Below are 15,073 nucleotides of genomic sequence, written 5' to 3' on the forward strand. Positions count from 1 at the left end.
GATCGATTTTGTCGAAATGGGAGCGCTGGCCGATGCGCGTGGCGTCTCAATCCTTGATCGACTTGGCCACCAGCTTTGCCAGGGCGGGTCCGAACATCAGCACGATCAGGAAGCGCAGCATCTGTAGTGTCAGCACGAACGACAGGTCGACATTGTCGGCCGCTGCGGCGATGATGGCGATCGAATCCATGCCGCCGGGACTGGTGGCGAGATAGGCGGTCAGCGGATCGACGCCGAGGATTTGGTGCAGCCCCCAGGCCAGGGCGCCGCAGAAGGCCATCAAGGCCGCGATCGAGCCGACCACCTGAGGCAAGGCACGCGCGGCGTGGCGCAGGATGGGCCGGGTGAAGTTGAGGCCGATCGACCAGCCGATCAGCGTATAGCCGATGGCGAGCAGCCACTCCGGCAGTTGCTGCGGCACGCCCAGGCCGAGATGCAGGGTCGCACCGACGATCATGCTGCCGACGAAGTAGGGCGAGGGGATTCGCAGCAGAACGCCAAGCGCACTGCCGGCCACGGCGACCCCGATCATCGCGGAGAAGGCGGGCCATTGGAAAGCGGGGAACCACTCGATCGGCGGCGTTTCGACGCCCGACGTGTCGACCCAGAGCCGGGCGACGACCGCGGCGGCAAGCGAGACCATGATGACGCGCAGATATTGCATGAAGGCGACAAGCCGGGCGTCGGCGCCGAAGGCGTCGGCCATCAGAACCATCGCTGTTGCCGCTCCCGGCGCCGAACCCCAAACCGCCGTCGTGCCCGGTAGCACCTTGAGCCGCGAGATGAACCAGCCAAGGAAGCTGCTGGCGGCAACCGTGGCAATCGCCGCGCCCAAAAACAGCGGCCATTCGGCGGCGAATGTGGTGAAGATGCCGGGCGAGATCGAGTTGGCGACGAGGCAACCCAACAGCGCCTGTGCTGCGACGAAGAGTGGCTTGGGCACGCGGACCGTGGCGCCGCTGCTGCCGAGTGCGATCGCCACCAGCATCGGGCCGACCAGCAGCGCGGCAGGCAGGTGCACCATTTCCAGCACGCCGCCAACCAGGGCCGAGCAAGCCAGCAGCAGCAGCCATTGCAGCCAGGGCTTCGTTTCGGACAGCGGGGCGGCAGGCTGCGGGTCTGGCTTCATGCGGCCGTCTTAGACCTATTCGGCCGACGGTGTCAGCCCTGTCCAAGGGTAATTATCTTCGTGAGCGCCATGCGTTTGGCGGCAACAAAGGCAATTGCGGTTCGCGACCTGTGGACGCCGAATTGATGAATCGGAACAGGTGTTTGTCGCGGTCGGCTGCGGCTCTGAAACCAGCGATGTGCGCAATACAGGCAACTCCTCTCCTCTGTAGCTTGCGAGGGCGTCTCTCCGCCCGTGCTGGATTGTCTTTGCACGGCACTGGTTTGAGCCATGGCGCTGCCGCTCAGATTCAACTTGTGCACTGGCGACTGCGAGTGCATGATGCAAATCATTCTCATTTGCAAAAGAGGGTAAGGTGGAAACACCAGGTTGGTTGCGGGAACGGCTGAGCCGCAGGTTGCTGTTGGCCGGCGGCATTTGCACGGCTGGCGCGACCGCCGTCAGCGTCAGTTCGGCCGTGGGCCAGGCGGCGCACGGCGGGCATGATGCCGCTGGCGCGGCTGCTGCCGACAGCGCCTATAAGGCCGCTCCAATATCCGGGCACAGCGGCGCCCATGGCGCGATGGTCACGGTCGGCGAGGTCGACAGTGTCCGCAACGGCTTCGACCCGGCCAAGATGCTTACCGACTGGGATGTTGGAACGACGTTGGTCCTGCCCGACGGTCGCACGCTCCGGACCTTCGAGGTCCTTGCCGAGGACAAGGAGATCGAGATCGCCCCGGGGGTCATGTTCCCGGCCTGGACCTACAACGGACGCGTTCCCGGCCCGGCGCTGCGGGCGACCGAAGGCGAGCGCTTACGCATCGTTTTCAAGAACTACGGCTCGCACCCGCATTCGATGCATTTCCATGGCATTCATGCGGCGCGCATGGACGGCGTGCCTGGGGCCGGCCTGATCAATCCCGGCGAGGAGTTCGTCTACGAGTTCGACGCCAAGCCCTTCGGCTGCCACCTCTACCACTGCCACGCGTTGCCGCTGAAACGGCACATCCACAAGGGCATGTACGGCACCTTCGTCATCGACCCCGATCCCGCACGCCATCCCGAGCAGGCCGATGTCGCCCGTTCGCGGCTCTATGGCACGCCCGAGAACAGGCAGTGGCAGGAGTTCGTCATGGTGATGAACGCCTTCGACACCAATTTCGACGGCGAGAACGAGTTCTATGCCGTCAACACGGTGGCGCACACCTACATGAATTCGCCGATCAGGATCGCAAAGAACAGGCCGGTGCGGATCTACCTGATCAACGTCGTCGAGTTCGATCCCATCAACTCGTTTCACCTGCACGGCAACTTCTTCGACTATTTCGACCAGGGAACGACGCTGACGCCGACGTTGAAGACCGTCGACCTGATCACCCAATGCCAGGCCCAGCGCGGCATCATCGAGTTCAGCTTCGCCGATCACGAGCCAGGCCTCTACATGTTCCATCCGCATCAGTCGGAATTCACCGAGCTTGGCTGGGTCGGCATGTTCGACGTCGTGGAGGAAGTCGCATGAGGGACGCTCCGATCGTCGAAACCGAAGCCGAATTGCCGGGCACGCCTTCGCCGCGCCGGGCGCTGTGGTGGGTCGTCCTGCCGCTGCTGGCCTTTGCCGCTGCCATCGCGGTTCTGATTGCGACCAACCCGATGGCGAGGTTCAACAGCGGTGCGCCGCCGGTTGAAGACATTGCCTTCGAACGCGTCATCCTTGCCGGCGACGGCATCAGCGTCCTGGTCCGTGCCGGCGGGTCCGAACCGATGACCATCGCACAGGTCCAGGTCGACGATGCCTATTGGCAATTCACGCAAGATCCCCCCGGGCCTTTGGCGCGAGGGTCGTCCGCCTGGATCCACGTGCCTTTCCCGTGGGTGCTTGGTGAAGCGCACGCGGTCAATCTGGTGACCAGCACGGGTGCCACCTTCGCTCACGAAATTCCCGTTGCCGTGGCGACACCGGTCCCCGACAGCTCGAGCCTGCTGACGCAGGCGATCCTCGGCATCTTCGTCGGAATCGTGCCGGTTGCGGTTGGGCTGATGTTCTATCCGGCGCTGCGCGGCGTCGGCCGCTCCGGCATGAGTTTCCTCCTTGCGCTCACCGTCGGCCTGCTCGCCTTCCTGATGGTCGATGCGTTGAGCGAAGCCCTCGAGTTGGCAGGAGAATCCGCCGCGATTTTCCAGGGGCAGGTGATGGTGGTGCTGGCCGCAACGGCCAGCTTCCTGATCCTGATGGGGATCGGCCGGCGCAACGGCGCGCCGAAGGGTCTTGCGCTCGCCACCTACATCGCCATCGGCATCGGGCTGCACAATTTCGGCGAGGGGCTCGCCATAGGTGCCGCCTTCGCCGCCGGTGCTGCCGGGCTCGGCACCTTCCTGGTGATCGGCTTTGCGCTGCACAATGTCACCGAAGGGATCGGCATCGCCGCACCCATCCTGCGCCAGCGGGTGACGTTGTGGACCTTCGTTTGGCTGACGCTGCTCGCCGGCGGGCCGGCGGTGCTTGGCCTGTGGATCGGCAGCCTCGCCTTTGCGCCGCAATGGTCGGCACTGGCGCTCGCCATCGGCGCCGGGGCCATCCTGCAGGTCATTGTCGAGGTGACGGCATTGTTGCGCCGGCGCGACGGCGTTGACGTTGGCGGGCTCTTCAGTCCCGCCGCCATGACCGGCCTCGCCGCAGGCGCCGGCCTCATGTACCTCACTGCGATGCTGGTGAAGGTCTGATCGAGGGGGGTCAGGAACGCGGCAGCCCAACGCCGCCAACCGGCTCGACCTCGGTGCTGCTGTCGAAACCGGCAATCAACGGCATCGCCGAAGTGATCGCGGACCGCACTTCGGGCAACTGCAAGGATGCCTTGTGGTTTTCCCTGTCGTCCCACACTTCGGTGATCCAGATGGCGTCGGGATCGGCCGGGTCCTTGGCGACGACGTAGCTCAGGCAGCCGGGCATGCTGCCGGTGCTGTCGAGCAGTATTGCCAGCAACGCGTCCCGCTTGCCGGGTTGCGCGCGCATCTTGCCTATCAATCCGAACATACCCGATATCCTCGCATCCAAATCTCCGCCGCAGGCGATTGAGCGCGTGCAGGAGCTTCATGTCCAGTGTCGCAAGTGGCTGGGCTGAAAGGCTGCTGACAGATGCTTTGCCCCGATTTCCGCTCAATTCCGGAGACTTCCGCTCGCTGTGCGAGACGCATCGGTCAGCACGGCAATAGGGATTGGCCGATCGGATTCGGGGACAGGACGCCGGCTGCGGCGTCCAGGGGGAAATGCAGTGCGTAAGATGCATAAACTGGTCTTGGCGGCGACGATCCTGGTTGGCAGCGTCGCAATCGCGTCTGCAGCAGAGCCCCTCGCAACAGAGCCGGCGGTCCCGTTCAACTGGACAGGCTTCTACGCCGGTGGCCATGCAGGGGTTGGCTGGGGTGACGCCGACTACACCTTCGCCAACGACGAAGGGATCAATTTTCCCTCGCAAAATTACTTCAACTGGGAAGCTGGAGACACCTTCTCACATCGGATGGGCGGAGGCTTGCTCGGTGTCCATGCCGGCTACAACCAGCAGTACGAAAATTTCGTGCTCGGCCTCGAGGGGTCGCTTTCCCTCGCAAATGTCGGCAGGTCCGGCATCCACAGTCCGTTCAATTGGAATGACACTCGGCAGGACACCATATCGACGCGGCTCGACTGGCTTGGGATGCTGACGCCGCGGCTCGGCTATGCCTCCGACAGATGGCTGGTCTTCGCAAAGGGCGGCCTGGCCTATGGCCAGGTGCGCAGCCGCATCGATACTTACAGCGACGCGGGCAGGTTTGATGTTACGAAGACGTTTTCCCGGCCAGGCTGGACCATCGGCACAGGCGTCAACTACGCCTGGACGAACAACATCATCCTCGGGCTCGATTACAACTATGTCGACCTTGGGTCGTTCACTGTTTCAAGCTTTGCCAGAGATTCCGAAACGGGCGAAATCGACACCCGCGGCTCGACCCACAATGTCGACACCGCATTTCACGCGATCATGGCGCGAGTGAGCTGGCAGTTCAACTAATCCGGCGGGGGGCCGGGCGCATCGGTTCGAGCGGGGCGTTTCCTCGTGCCGGTGCGCGTTCTTCTTTGTTTTCGCGTTGTCCCATGCCAGGCCGGGCTACATCAGCTCAAGATCACGCGAAAGGCACCGCCACAGTGCCCCTGGGCAGCTTGGCCTCGTCGTCAGGCTCGACATGGATGATGACCCGCACCGACGGGATGTCGGCCCGCAGCGCATCCTCAATGCGGTCGCAGATGACGTGGCTTTCGCCGACGGTCATGTCGGCGTCGACGACCAGATGGAACTCGATGAAGGTGGCGCGGCCGGCGATGCGGGTCTTGAGGTCGTGGACCTCGATCGCGCCCTTGGAATTGGCCGAGATGATGTCGCGGATGCGCATGTGCTCGTTGAGCTCGACGGCGCGGTCCATCAGCCCGTCCATCGACGAGCTGATGACGTGCCAGCCCTGCCACAGGATGTTGAGCGCCACGATCACGGCCAGTGCCGGATCGAGGATCTTCCAGCCGGTGACAACGGCAGCGACGAGGCCGATCAGCACGCCGGCGGAGGTCACCACGTCGGTCATGATGTGGTGGCCGTCGGCAACCATGGCGGGCGAGCGTTCGGCCCGGCCGACGCGGATCAGCGCGCCTGCCCAGATGGCGTTGATCACTGCTGCGACGCCGTTGATGCCGAGGCCGAACCAGGGCTGTTCGACGTCCATCGGCACGCCCCAGCTGCGCCAGACCTCGAACAGGATCAGGAAGGCGGCAACTACGATCAGCACGCCTTCGAGCACGGCCGAGAAATATTCCGCCTTGTGGTGGCCGTGCTGGTGGCCCATGTCCGCCGGCTTGTGGCTGATCTTGATCGCCCAGAAGGCGGCCATGGCAGCGACGACGTTGACGATCGATTCGAGCGCGTCCGAATACAGCGCCACGGAACCCGTCAGCCACCAGGCGACGAATTTCAGGCCCATGACGCCCGCGCCGATGATGATCGACCAGAAGGCGAGCCTGGCGACACGCCGCTTGGACGATGGCTGTCCACCGCGGGTGGCCGACAAGCTCTGTGTTTCGGTTTCGCTCATGATCTCTGCTTGCAGTCCCGGCGGCCGCTCAGGCCGCCTTGTCCTTGGCCTTGCGCGGCATGTGCGCGACGACGTTCTCGATCATCCGCATGCCGGCATCGTGGCCGAGGGTCATGATCGATTCGGGATGGAACTGAACGGCGGCGATCGGCTCCTTCTTGTGCTCGAACGCCATGATGACGCCGTCCTCGGTCTCGGCGGTGACCACGAAATCGCTGGGCAGGCGCACCGGATCGGCGAAGATCGAATGGTAGCGGCCGACGGTCACTTCCTTGGGCAGGCCGGAGAAGATGATGCCCGGCTTGGAGACGCGGATGCGCGACGGCTTGCCGTGCATCGGCACCGCCAGCTGGCGCAATTCGCCGCCATAGGCTTCGGCCAGCGCCTGCAGGCCCAGGCACACGCCGAAGATCGGCAGGTCGCGGTCGCGTGCCTTCTTAATCGTCGCCGCCGTGCCGAAATCCTTGGGCGTGCCCGGTCCGGGCGAAAGCACCACGAGATCCGGCTTGATGCGGTCGAAGATCTCCTCCGGCACCGGCGAGCGCACGGTGGAGACGTCGGCGCCAGTCTGGCGGAAGTAGTTGGCCAAGGTGTGGACGAACGAGTCCTCGTGGTCGACGAGCAGGATCTTGACCCCTTCGCCGACACGCGCGGTGGTGCGCTCGGTGCCTGCGGAGTTGCCGGTCTTGGCGTCGCGGATGGCGGAAAGCATGGCTGAGGCCTTCAGTTCGGTTTCGGCTTCTTCTTCTTCGGGAACGGAATCGTAGAGCAGGGTGGCGCCGGCACGCACCTCGGCGATGCCGTCCTTGATGCGGATGGTGCGCAGCGTCAGGCCGGTGTTCAGGTCGCCGTTGAAATGCACCATGCCGATCGCCCCGCCATACCAGGCGCGCGGGCTCTTTTCGTTCTGCTCGATGAAACGCATCGCCCACAATTTGGGCGCGCCGGTGACGGTCACCGCCCAGGCATGGCTGAGGAACGCATCGAAGGCATCCATGCCCTCGCGCAGGCGGCCCTCGATGTGATCGACGGTGTGGATCAGCCGCGAATACATCTCGATTTGGCGGCGGCCGATGACGCGCACCGAGCCGGGTTCGCAGACGCGGCTCTTGTCGTTGCGGTCGACGTCCGAGCACATTGTCAGCTCGGATTCGTCCTTCTTCGAGTTCAGCAGCTTGAGGATCTGCTCGCTGTCGGAGATGGCGTCGTCGCCGCGCTTGATGGTGCCCGAGATCGGGCAGGTCTCGACGCGGCGGCCGTTGACGCGCACGAACATCTCCGGCGACGCCCCGATCAGGTATTCGCCCTCGCCGAGATTGATGAAGAACGAGTAGGGCGAGGGGTTGATCGTCTTCAGCCGGCGCGAGATTTCGGACGGTGCGGTCTCGCAGCGCTCATAGAACATCTGGCCGGGCACGACCTCGAACAGGTCGCCGCGCTTGAAGCTGTCCATCGCCCGGCGCACCAGCTGGGCATATTCGCCCGGCTCGTGGTCGCCGCGGGGGGGGATGCGGTCGGAAGCCTTGAAGGGCTCGGCAGCGCTGTCGCGGGCGATGCCTTCGGTCGAGAAACCCTTGCCGGAATAGTCGTAGCGGTCGTGCCAGGCCTTGGCCGAATAGTGGTCGACGACCAGGATCTCGTCGGGCAGGAACAGCACCAGGTCGCGCTGGCTCTCCTTGCGCTCCAACTTGTGCTCGACCGGGTCGAACTGGAAGGCGAGGTCGTAGCCGAAGGCGCCATAGAGGCCGAGATTGCTGTCCTCGTCCGACTTGAACAGTGCGGTGATGGCACGCAGAACGGTGAACACCGAAGGCACGCGCGAACGCTCCTCTTCGGTGAAGACACGCCCGGGCGTTGCCACCTGAAGCGCGATCAGGCGCTTCGTCGTCTCGCCGATGGTCAGTTCCTCGAGCGGCGCCAGTGCCGCGTGGATGACCGGCAGCAGCACCTCGCCGCGGGCGTTGAGCGCCTCGATCTTCATGGCGCGGCCGCGTGCCGAGATCACGACAGGCGGGTCGATGATCGCGGTATCCCATCTGGTATAGCGGCCGGGATATTCGTAGTTGGAGGAGAAGACCGCGCCGCGCCGGCTGTTCAGTCCGTCGAGATAGGTCTCGATCGCCCCGGCATAGGCGGTCTCATGGCGCTGCCTGGTGATGGAAACACCACCTCCGGTCACGTAGCGCTCGGCACCGTTATCAAGCAGTTCCAACGTCATTCCCGTCTCCATCTGTTGCCGTGGGAGCGTCCGGAGCCTGGTTCGAAAAAAGCAAATGGCCGCCCGGAAATCCCGTTGCGGCCATCACAATTTTCACGCGCACGCGCTTCAAGAGGCCGCTGTCAGCTGGCCCGCCACCAAATGTTCTGGAGCGAAGTCGTGTTCATGGCAAATCCATAGCTAGGAAAAACGGGGGGTGCAACTGGATTTGCGTCGTCTTGCATTGCATTACCAACTGACGCTCAATTTGTCGTCCGGCGCCGCATCAGCACCACGAATGCCACGCCTCCGATCAGTCCGGTGACGATGCCTAGCGGCATGTCCTGCGGCGGCATCACCGTGCGGGCGGCCATGTCGGCAGCGATCAGGAAGATGGCTCCCACCAGCGCCGACAGCGGCAGCACGCGGCGATAGTCGCCGCCGACGAAGAAGCGCACGATATGCGAGATCATCAGGCCGACGAATGCGATGGCGCCGGAATAGGCGACGGCACATCCGGTCAACAGCGCGCAGACGACAAACACATTGAGCCGAAATCGCCGGGCTGGGATGCCGAGCGCGGTGGCGCTTTCGTCGCCGAGCGTCATGGCGTTCAGGTTGCGTGTCTGCGTCATCAGCCAGGCGCCGCCCACAAGGAGGGCTGCAAGCGGGTAGGGCAGGTGGCTCCACTGCGCCAGGCCGAGCCCGCCGAGCATCCAGAAGATCGCGACATGGGCGGCCTTGGGGTCGCCGATGAAGATCAACAAATTGCCGGCGGCGCTGATGATGAAGCTCACCGCCACGCCGGCGAGGATCAGCTGGCCGGCCGACTGCGCCCGTGCCAAGTTGGCGATCGCCAGCACCAGCGCTGTCGCCGCCAGCGCTCCGGCAAAGGCGAACACCGGCACAGTGATGGCGCCGAAGATCATGCCGGCGTGGATCAGCGCCATGATCGCGCCGAAGGCAGCACCGGACGAGACTCCGAGCAGATGCGGGTCGGCGAGCGGGTTGCGCGTCACCGATTGCAGCGCTGCACCCACCAGCGCCAGCGAGGCGCCGACTGCCGCGCCCAGGATGACGCGTGGCGCGCGCACGTCCCAGACGATGTTCTCGCGGCCGCTCGACCAGGCCACCTCGACGCTTCCCGGCACCAGCTTGTTGGCGATCACGCCCCACACGGTCTCCAGAGGGATCGCGACCGGACCGACGCCGACGGCGATGACCATGGCGGCGACGAGCAGGATGACCAGCCCCGGTATCAGGGCCGGCATGGCATGGATCAGGGCGTGCCTTGGCCCCGCGACGAGGTGGCGGTGCGACACGGTCAGTCGGCGCGCATGGCGGCGGCCAGCCGCTTGATGGCGGCGATGTTGCGCGGCCCCGGAGTCGCCTCGATGTATTCGAGCACGAAGAAGCGGTTGTTCTTGACAGCGGCAATGTCCTTGAAGGCCGGGTTGGAGCGCATGAACTCGATCTTCTGCTCGGCGGTGACCTCGCCGTAGTTGACGATCACAACCATGTCCGGGTTGCGCTCGATGACCGGCTCCCAGCCGATCTCGACCCAGCTCGACTCGACGTCGTCGGAGATGTTCTTGCCGCCGGCTGCCTCGATGATCGCCGTCGGCATGGCGTAGCGGCCAGCGGTGAAGGGCTTCTGCTCGCCGGAATCATAAAGGAACACGCTGACCGGCCAGTCCAGCTTGGGCAGCGACGCCTGGAAATCGGCGAGCTCCTTCTCGTAGCCTGCCACCAGCGCTTCCGCCTTTTCGCGCACGCCGAAGATCGCGCCGAGATTGAGCAGGTCGGCATACATGTCCTGAAGCGACGACTTGTCCTTCTTCATGATGTGGATGCAGCTCTCGGTCAGCTCGTAGACCGGGATGTTGAAGGGGATGAGCGTGTCGGGGGTGACGTCGCCGCCGACCTTCATGCCGTAGTTCCAGCCGGCGAAGAACAGGTCGGCATCGGCACCCAGCAGCACTTCCTTGGTGACGTATTTCGGCGCGAGCTCCGGCAGTTCGCCGACGCCTTTGCGCAGGTTCTCGTCCAGCGTCTTCCAGCCGGAAATGCCGGAATAGCCGGCCATGCGGTCGGCGAGCCCGAGCACCAGCATCATCTCGGTCAGGTTGACGTCGTGGGAGACAGCCCGCTTGGGTGCGGCCTCGAAGGTCACGTCGCGGTTGCAGCTCTTGACGGTGGCGGGAAAGCCGCTGGCAGCGGCGGAAGCACAGGTGGCGAGCAGGGCGGCGGCGATGATGGGCAGGCGCATTGGGGCTCCTTGGGTTGTTGTCAGCGTTCGAGGTGGAAGGAAAAGCGCGGGCGACCGGTGATGGGATGGTCGTCGAGGATCGCACCGACGGAAAAGCTCAAGCGGATGCGTTCGGGCGTCAGGATGTCTGCCGGCCTGCCGCAAGCCGCCGCGCGGCCCGCGTCCATCACCAGCACGCGGTCGGCATGGGCCGATGCGAGCGCCAGGTCGTGCAGGGAGACGATGACGGTGCAGCCGAGATTGCCGAGCAGCTCCAGAACTTCGAGCTGGTGGCGGATGTCGAGATGGTTGGTCGGCTCGTCGAGGATCAGCAGATCGGGCCGCTGCACCAGCGCGCGGGCAATCATCACGCGCTGCTTTTCGCCGCCGGACAGCGAGTTGAAGTCGCGCGCGGCGAGCGCGGTCAGGCCGAGCAATGCAAGCGCTGCCTCGACCTGGTCGTAGTCCTGATCGCCGGTGCGAATGCCGGTTGCGTGCGGGGTCAGCCCCAGCTCGACGATCTCGGCCACGGTCAGGCCGAAGTCGGAGGCGCTTTCCTGCAGCACGGTGGCGATGCGGCGGGCGCAGTCACGCGGCTTCATCGTCCAGATGTCGGTGCCATCCAGCCGGACCGTTCCCGAGATCGGCCTGTGGTAGCGGTAGAGGCAGCGCAGCAGGCTCGATTTGCCGGCGCCATTGGGGCCGACGATGGCGAGCATTTCGCCCGGAGCGACCGCAAGCGTCACCGGCTCGAGGATAGGCCTGGAGGCGCGCGGCCCCCAGCTGACGCCGTCGAGTTCGAGCAGTGCCGGGGTGGTGCCTACAAGGCGGCTAGCGGCGTGGACGCGATCGAGCATGCCCTGTCTCCGCAGTCAGGCGGAGGTGGCAGAACGATCCGGTGAGCGCGCCGGTACGGAAAAAGGCAGTCGCAACCATCATCATCTCCGCGGCACACCCCGGCCGGTTGAGTTAATCGGATGATGGCAGGTCTCCTGGCTTGCGGGTGATCACTCCTCGGAGCCTTCCCGGCCGTTTGGCCAGTGGCATTTTCCGATTTGCTATCCGCTCACAGTTGCGGGGGCAGCCACGGTTTCGCGTCAGGGACGTCTCACCGTGTTCCCATTTAATCCGCTGCCCGAGTCAGGCAGCAGGAACCATCAATGAGGTGGCTACAGCAGCTGCGAAGTGCTGACAATCGCTAAAGCGTCATGCCGCCTGCTGAATTGCGTCACGCCGGTCGAGCGCGAAGGAAAACAGCGCGACGCCGAAGGCGGACAGTGCGATCGCCGCGCCGACGAGAGGCAGGTCGGCATAGCTGACGCCCATCGAGATCGCGGCACCGCCGGCCCAGGCGCCGGCGGCATTGCCGGCGTTGAAGGCGCCCTGGTTGAGCGTCGCTGCAAGGTTCGGCGCTTCCGAGGCGGTTTCGACGACCCGCATCTGCATCGGCGGCACGATGACGAAGGTCATCACGCCCCAGAGGAAGATAAGCAGGATCGCGGCGGGCGCCGAATAGCCGAGTTGGGCCAAGGCGACGTGGATCGCGGCCATCACCACCAGCGCGCCGATGGCAGTCGGCATCAGCTTCCAGTCGGCCAGCTTGCCGCCGATGATGTTGCCGATGGTCATGCCGCCGCCGAAGAGGAGCAGGATCCAGGTGACCGATGCAACCGACACGCCGGTGACGTCGGTCAGGATCGGCTTGATGTAGGTGAAGACGGCAAACAGGCTGCCCGAGGCGAGCGCCGAGATGATCATGGCGAGCCACACCTGCAGCTTGCCGAGCACCTTGACCTCGCTGGCCACGCCACCCTTGCCGGGAGGGGCGACGCCCGCCGGCACCAGGAAGGCGATGGCCGCGACCGAGATCAGGCCGATGGCGACGACGGCGAAGAAGGTCATGCGCCAGCCGAAGGCCTCGCCCAGTGCCGTGCCGCCGGGCACGCCGAGGATGTTGGCGAGCGTCAGGCCGGCAAACATCAGGGCAATGGCGCTGGCGCGCTTGTTGGCCGGCACCAGGCTTGCCGCCACCACCGAGCCGATGCCGAAGAAGGCGCCGTGGCCGAAGGCGGTGATGACGCGGGCGATCATCAGCGTCCAGTAGGTCGGGGCGATGGCGCAGAGCAGGTTGCCGAGTACGAACATCATCGCAAGCCCGATCAACACCGGCTTGCGCGGCAGTTTTGCCGTGCCCACGGCAATGATGGGGGCGCCGATGACCACGCCGAGGGCGTAGCCGGTGACGAGCAGGCCGGCGGCCGGGATCGACACGCCGAGGTCGGCCGCGACCTCGGGCAACAGGCCCATGATCACGAATTCGGTGGTGCCGATGCAAAAGGATGCAACGGCCAGGGCGAGGATCGGCAAGGGCATGTCGGACTCGGGGGAGGCTGAAACGATTTAGGTCTACAGTTTCCTCAAGTCGCTCGCGGCACAAGCGATGTTGGTGCATTGCAGCAATGCGTGCTGTGCATGGCAGCCATTCGCTGGCAGCAAGCCGGCTTACATCAGGACTGCTGTGTCAGGTCGCGGCGGAGGAACTCGTAGAGCCGCTCGACCGCGGAATTGCCGGTCTGCGGGTTGCGCAGGATGCCAATCTCCATCTCGGGCAGCGGCGGCAGGCCCTCGGCTTCGCCGATGACGCGCAGTCTGGGCGGCACGCTGCGCTGGGCGAGGCCGGCGACGGCCAATCCCGCCTGAACCACGGCGATGAGCCCGAGCAGGCTGGCGCTGGAGTAGGTGCAGCGGAACGATCGGTCGGCCGCACCCAGCACCTGCAGCACGCTCTTACGCGCGACGCAGCCCGGCTCGAACAGGGCGACGGGCAGGGGATCGATCTCCCAGGCGACATGGTTGGGCGAGGCGACCCAGACAAGCCGCTCGCGCTGCAGCACCTCGATCGCCTGCTCGGGGCCGCGGGTAATGATGGCGAGGTCGAGCCGTCCGTCGGCGAAGGTCTTCACCAGCGAGGTCGACTGCTCGCAGATCAGTTCCACGTTGACCAGCGGGTGGGCGGCAGCAAAGCGCGACAGGACCGGCGGCAGCAGGAAGGCGGCGTAGTCGTCGGGCACGCCGAGCCGCACGCTGCCGGCCTCCTCGGGACGGGTGACGCTGGCCCAGGCTTCGTCGGACAACTTCAGCAGCCGGCGGGCATAGACCAGAAGCTCCTCGCCGATGGCGTTGGGCAGGACCGCACGCGGGCCGCGGACCAGAAGCTGCTTGCCGACAGTCTGTTCCAGCCGCTGCATCTGCATGCTGATCGCCGATTGGCTGCGCCCGACCCGTGAGGCGGCATGGGAAAAGCTGCCGCTGTCGGCAACGGCGACAAACGTTCTGAGCAGATCGAGGTCGAGCGGCAAAGCCATGGCGGTATCAGTATTTCGAATAGGGTTTGCCAAATCTATTCGTTTGAATGAAATCGTCAATGCGGGCTTGCTTGATCATCGCCAAGGAAGACCAGCATGATCAACGCTTCCCGCTTTCCCGCCCTCAACCTCGCCGTCGCCATGGCGATTGCCGGCACCGTCGGCGCCTTCGTCACGGAGGCCGGCGTCGACCCGGTCACGACAGTGTTCTGGCGCTGCCTGTTCGGCTCGCTGTTCCTCGGCACCTGGTGCCTCGTGCGCGGTTACCTGCCTGATCGCTCGCTGTCCTGGGGCCGCCTCGGACGCGCTGCGCTTTGCGGCGTTTGCATGGTGTTGAGCTGGACGGCGTTCTTCGCGGGCTTCGCCAAGACCTCGATCGCCGTGATGACCATCGTCTACCACATCCAGCCGTTCTTCGTGGTGCTGATCGGGGTGCTGTTTCTCAAGGAGCGCATCACCGCCGACCAGGTCGCCTGGATGGCGGCTGCCTTCTTCGGCGTCGTGCTGGCCAGCGGCCTCGTCGTCTCGGACAATCCGGTCACGACGACCTGGATGATCGGCATCGCCATGGCGCTCGGCGGCGCCTTCCTCTACGCGGTGGTGACGATCCTGGCCAAGGGCCTGGGCGAGCAGCGGCCGGAGGTCACGGTGTTGTGCCAGACGGCGGTCGGCGTGGTCATGCTCGCGCCCTTCGCCAATTTCGCCAGTGACATCGCGCCCGCCTCATGGGGCTGGCTGGCCGGCATCGGGGTGCTGCACACCGGCATTGCCTATGTGATGATGTTTTCGTCTTATCCCAGGCTGACGACGCCGGTCATCGGCGTGCTCACCTTCATCTATCCGGTCGTCGCCATCATCATCGACTGGGCGATCTACGCTCATCCTATCGGCTTGGCGCAAGGCGTTGGCATGGCGCTCATTGCGGTTGCGACGCTCGGCGTCAAGCTTGGCTGGCGCCTGCCGATCAGGCGTGCCTCCACAGCCTTCGTCGGCCAGAAATGAAGAAGGGGCGCCTGGGCGCCCCTTCCGGTATCGAT

General features: G+C 65.0%; 13 protein-coding genes and 1 riboswitch. Of the genes, 4 read left to right on the plus strand and 9 right to left on the minus strand.

Going from position 1 to position 15,073, the window contains the following annotated elements; all coding sequences use genetic code 11:
* Positions 1 to 46: 46 nt before the first annotated feature.
* Positions 47 to 1,129: an AbrB family transcriptional regulator gene (locus tag CO731_RS11710; RefSeq protein WP_108607240.1), complete on the minus strand. Its 1,083-nt coding sequence runs from the start codon at positions 1,127 to 1,129 to the stop codon at positions 47 to 49.
* Between the two features lie 355 nt (positions 1,130 to 1,484).
* Here CO731_RS11710 and CO731_RS11715 point away from each other — a divergent pair, with 355 nt between their 5' ends.
* Complete coding sequence (locus tag CO731_RS11715) at positions 1,485 to 2,630, plus strand: multicopper oxidase domain-containing protein (protein ID WP_245439753.1); 1,146 nt, start codon at positions 1,485 to 1,487, stop codon at positions 2,628 to 2,630.
* The gene (locus CO731_RS11720) at positions 2,627 to 3,832 is read left to right on the plus strand and encodes a metal transporter (protein ID WP_108607242.1); all 1,206 of its coding nucleotides are present in this window, start codon (positions 2,627 to 2,629) and stop codon (positions 3,830 to 3,832) included. Before CO731_RS11715 ends, CO731_RS11720 begins: the two co-directional genes overlap by 4 nt.
* 10 nt (positions 3,833 to 3,842) lie before the next feature.
* On the opposite strand, the gene CO731_RS11725 is transcribed toward CO731_RS11720, so the two are convergent.
* Positions 3,843 to 4,142, minus strand: coding sequence for a putative quinol monooxygenase (locus tag CO731_RS11725; protein ID WP_108607243.1), 300 nt, complete (start codon positions 4,140 to 4,142; stop codon positions 3,843 to 3,845).
* A gap of 247 nt (positions 4,143 to 4,389) precedes the next feature.
* Between CO731_RS11725 and CO731_RS11730 the strand changes: the two genes are divergently transcribed.
* Positions 4,390 to 5,157 carry an outer membrane protein gene (locus CO731_RS11730; protein WP_108607244.1) on the plus strand — a complete coding sequence of 256 codons (768 nt, stop codon included), beginning with the start codon at positions 4,390 to 4,392 and terminating at the stop codon, positions 5,155 to 5,157.
* A gap of 112 nt (positions 5,158 to 5,269) precedes the next feature.
* Here CO731_RS11730 and CO731_RS11735 read toward each other — a convergent pair whose 3' ends face one another.
* The 7 genes from CO731_RS11735 to CO731_RS11765 form a co-directional block, all read right to left on the minus strand.
* A complete protein-coding gene (locus CO731_RS11735) occupies positions 5,270 to 6,226 on the minus strand; it encodes a cation diffusion facilitator family transporter (protein ID WP_108607245.1) in 957 nt (318 codons plus the stop codon).
* 28 nt (positions 6,227 to 6,254) lie between these two features.
* Positions 6,255 to 8,444 (minus strand): anthranilate synthase, encoded by a 2,190-nt coding sequence (locus CO731_RS11740; RefSeq protein ID WP_108607246.1) that lies wholly within the window; start codon positions 8,442 to 8,444, stop codon positions 6,255 to 6,257.
* A gap of 242 nt (positions 8,445 to 8,686) precedes the next feature.
* Positions 8,687 to 9,694: an iron ABC transporter permease gene (locus tag CO731_RS11745; protein ID WP_108609789.1), complete on the minus strand. Its 1,008-nt coding sequence runs from the start codon at positions 9,692 to 9,694 to the stop codon at positions 8,687 to 8,689.
* 53 nt (positions 9,695 to 9,747) lie between these two features.
* On the minus strand, positions 9,748 to 10,692 hold the full coding sequence (locus CO731_RS11750) for an ABC transporter substrate-binding protein (RefSeq protein ID WP_108607247.1): 945 nt from the start codon (positions 10,690 to 10,692) through the stop codon (positions 9,748 to 9,750).
* Between the two features lie 20 nt (positions 10,693 to 10,712).
* Positions 10,713 to 11,528: an ABC transporter ATP-binding protein gene (locus CO731_RS11755; RefSeq protein WP_108607248.1), complete on the minus strand. Its 816-nt coding sequence runs from the start codon at positions 11,526 to 11,528 to the stop codon at positions 10,713 to 10,715.
* 107 nt (positions 11,529 to 11,635) lie between these two features.
* Positions 11,636 to 11,845: riboswitch (cobalamin riboswitch) on the minus strand.
* Between the two features lie 32 nt (positions 11,846 to 11,877).
* Entirely contained in the window at positions 11,878 to 13,044 is a 1,167-nt protein-coding gene (locus CO731_RS11760) for an MFS transporter (protein WP_108607249.1), read from the minus strand.
* Positions 13,045 to 13,178: 134 nt separating this feature from the next.
* The gene (locus CO731_RS11765) at positions 13,179 to 14,036 is read right to left on the minus strand and encodes a LysR substrate-binding domain-containing protein (protein WP_108607250.1); all 858 of its coding nucleotides are present in this window, start codon (positions 14,034 to 14,036) and stop codon (positions 13,179 to 13,181) included.
* Between the two features lie 96 nt (positions 14,037 to 14,132).
* Between CO731_RS11765 and CO731_RS11770 the strand changes: the two genes are divergently transcribed.
* Positions 14,133 to 15,038, plus strand: a complete 906-nt coding sequence (locus CO731_RS11770) for a DMT family transporter (protein ID WP_108607251.1) — start codon at positions 14,133 to 14,135, stop codon at positions 15,036 to 15,038.
* The last annotated feature ends 35 nt before the right edge of the window (positions 15,039 to 15,073 follow it).

This window comes from Aminobacter sp. MSH1, assembly GCF_003071665.1.
GTDB classification, from domain to species: Bacteria; Pseudomonadota; Alphaproteobacteria; order Rhizobiales; family Rhizobiaceae; genus Aminobacter; species Aminobacter niigataensis.

Bases quoted from the DNA above. Each gene is read 5' to 3' on its own strand.
- CO731_RS11745 (WP_108609789.1), bottom strand. From the start codon at position 9,694: ATGCCGGCCCTGATACCGGGGCTGGTCATCCTGCTCGTCGCCGCCATG.
- CO731_RS11755 (WP_108607248.1), bottom strand. From the start codon at position 11,528: ATGCTCGATCGCGTCCACGCCGCTAGCCGCCTTGTAGGCACCACCCCG.
- CO731_RS11730 (WP_108607244.1), top strand. From the start codon at position 4,390: ATGCATAAACTGGTCTTGGCGGCGACGATCCTGGTTGGCAGCGTCGCA.
- CO731_RS11710 (WP_108607240.1), bottom strand. From the start codon at position 1,129: ATGAAGCCAGACCCGCAGCCTGCCGCCCCGCTGTCCGAAACGAAGCCC.
- CO731_RS11740 (WP_108607246.1), bottom strand. From the start codon at position 8,444: ATGACGTTGGAACTGCTTGATAACGGTGCCGAGCGCTACGTGACCGGA.
- CO731_RS11735 (WP_108607245.1), bottom strand. From the start codon at position 6,226: ATGAGCGAAACCGAAACACAGAGCTTGTCGGCCACCCGCGGTGGACAG.
- CO731_RS11750 (WP_108607247.1), bottom strand. From the start codon at position 10,692: ATGCGCCTGCCCATCATCGCCGCCGCCCTGCTCGCCACCTGTGCTTCC.
- CO731_RS11770 (WP_108607251.1), top strand. From the start codon at position 14,133: ATGATCAACGCTTCCCGCTTTCCCGCCCTCAACCTCGCCGTCGCCATG.
- CO731_RS11725 (WP_108607243.1), bottom strand. From the start codon at position 4,142: ATGTTCGGATTGATAGGCAAGATGCGCGCGCAACCCGGCAAGCGGGAC.
- CO731_RS11765 (WP_108607250.1), bottom strand. From the start codon at position 14,036: ATGGCTTTGCCGCTCGACCTCGATCTGCTCAGAACGTTTGTCGCCGTT.
- CO731_RS11760 (WP_108607249.1), bottom strand. From the start codon at position 13,044: ATGCCCTTGCCGATCCTCGCCCTGGCCGTTGCATCCTTTTGCATCGGC.
- CO731_RS11720 (WP_108607242.1), top strand. From the start codon at position 2,627: ATGAGGGACGCTCCGATCGTCGAAACCGAAGCCGAATTGCCGGGCACG.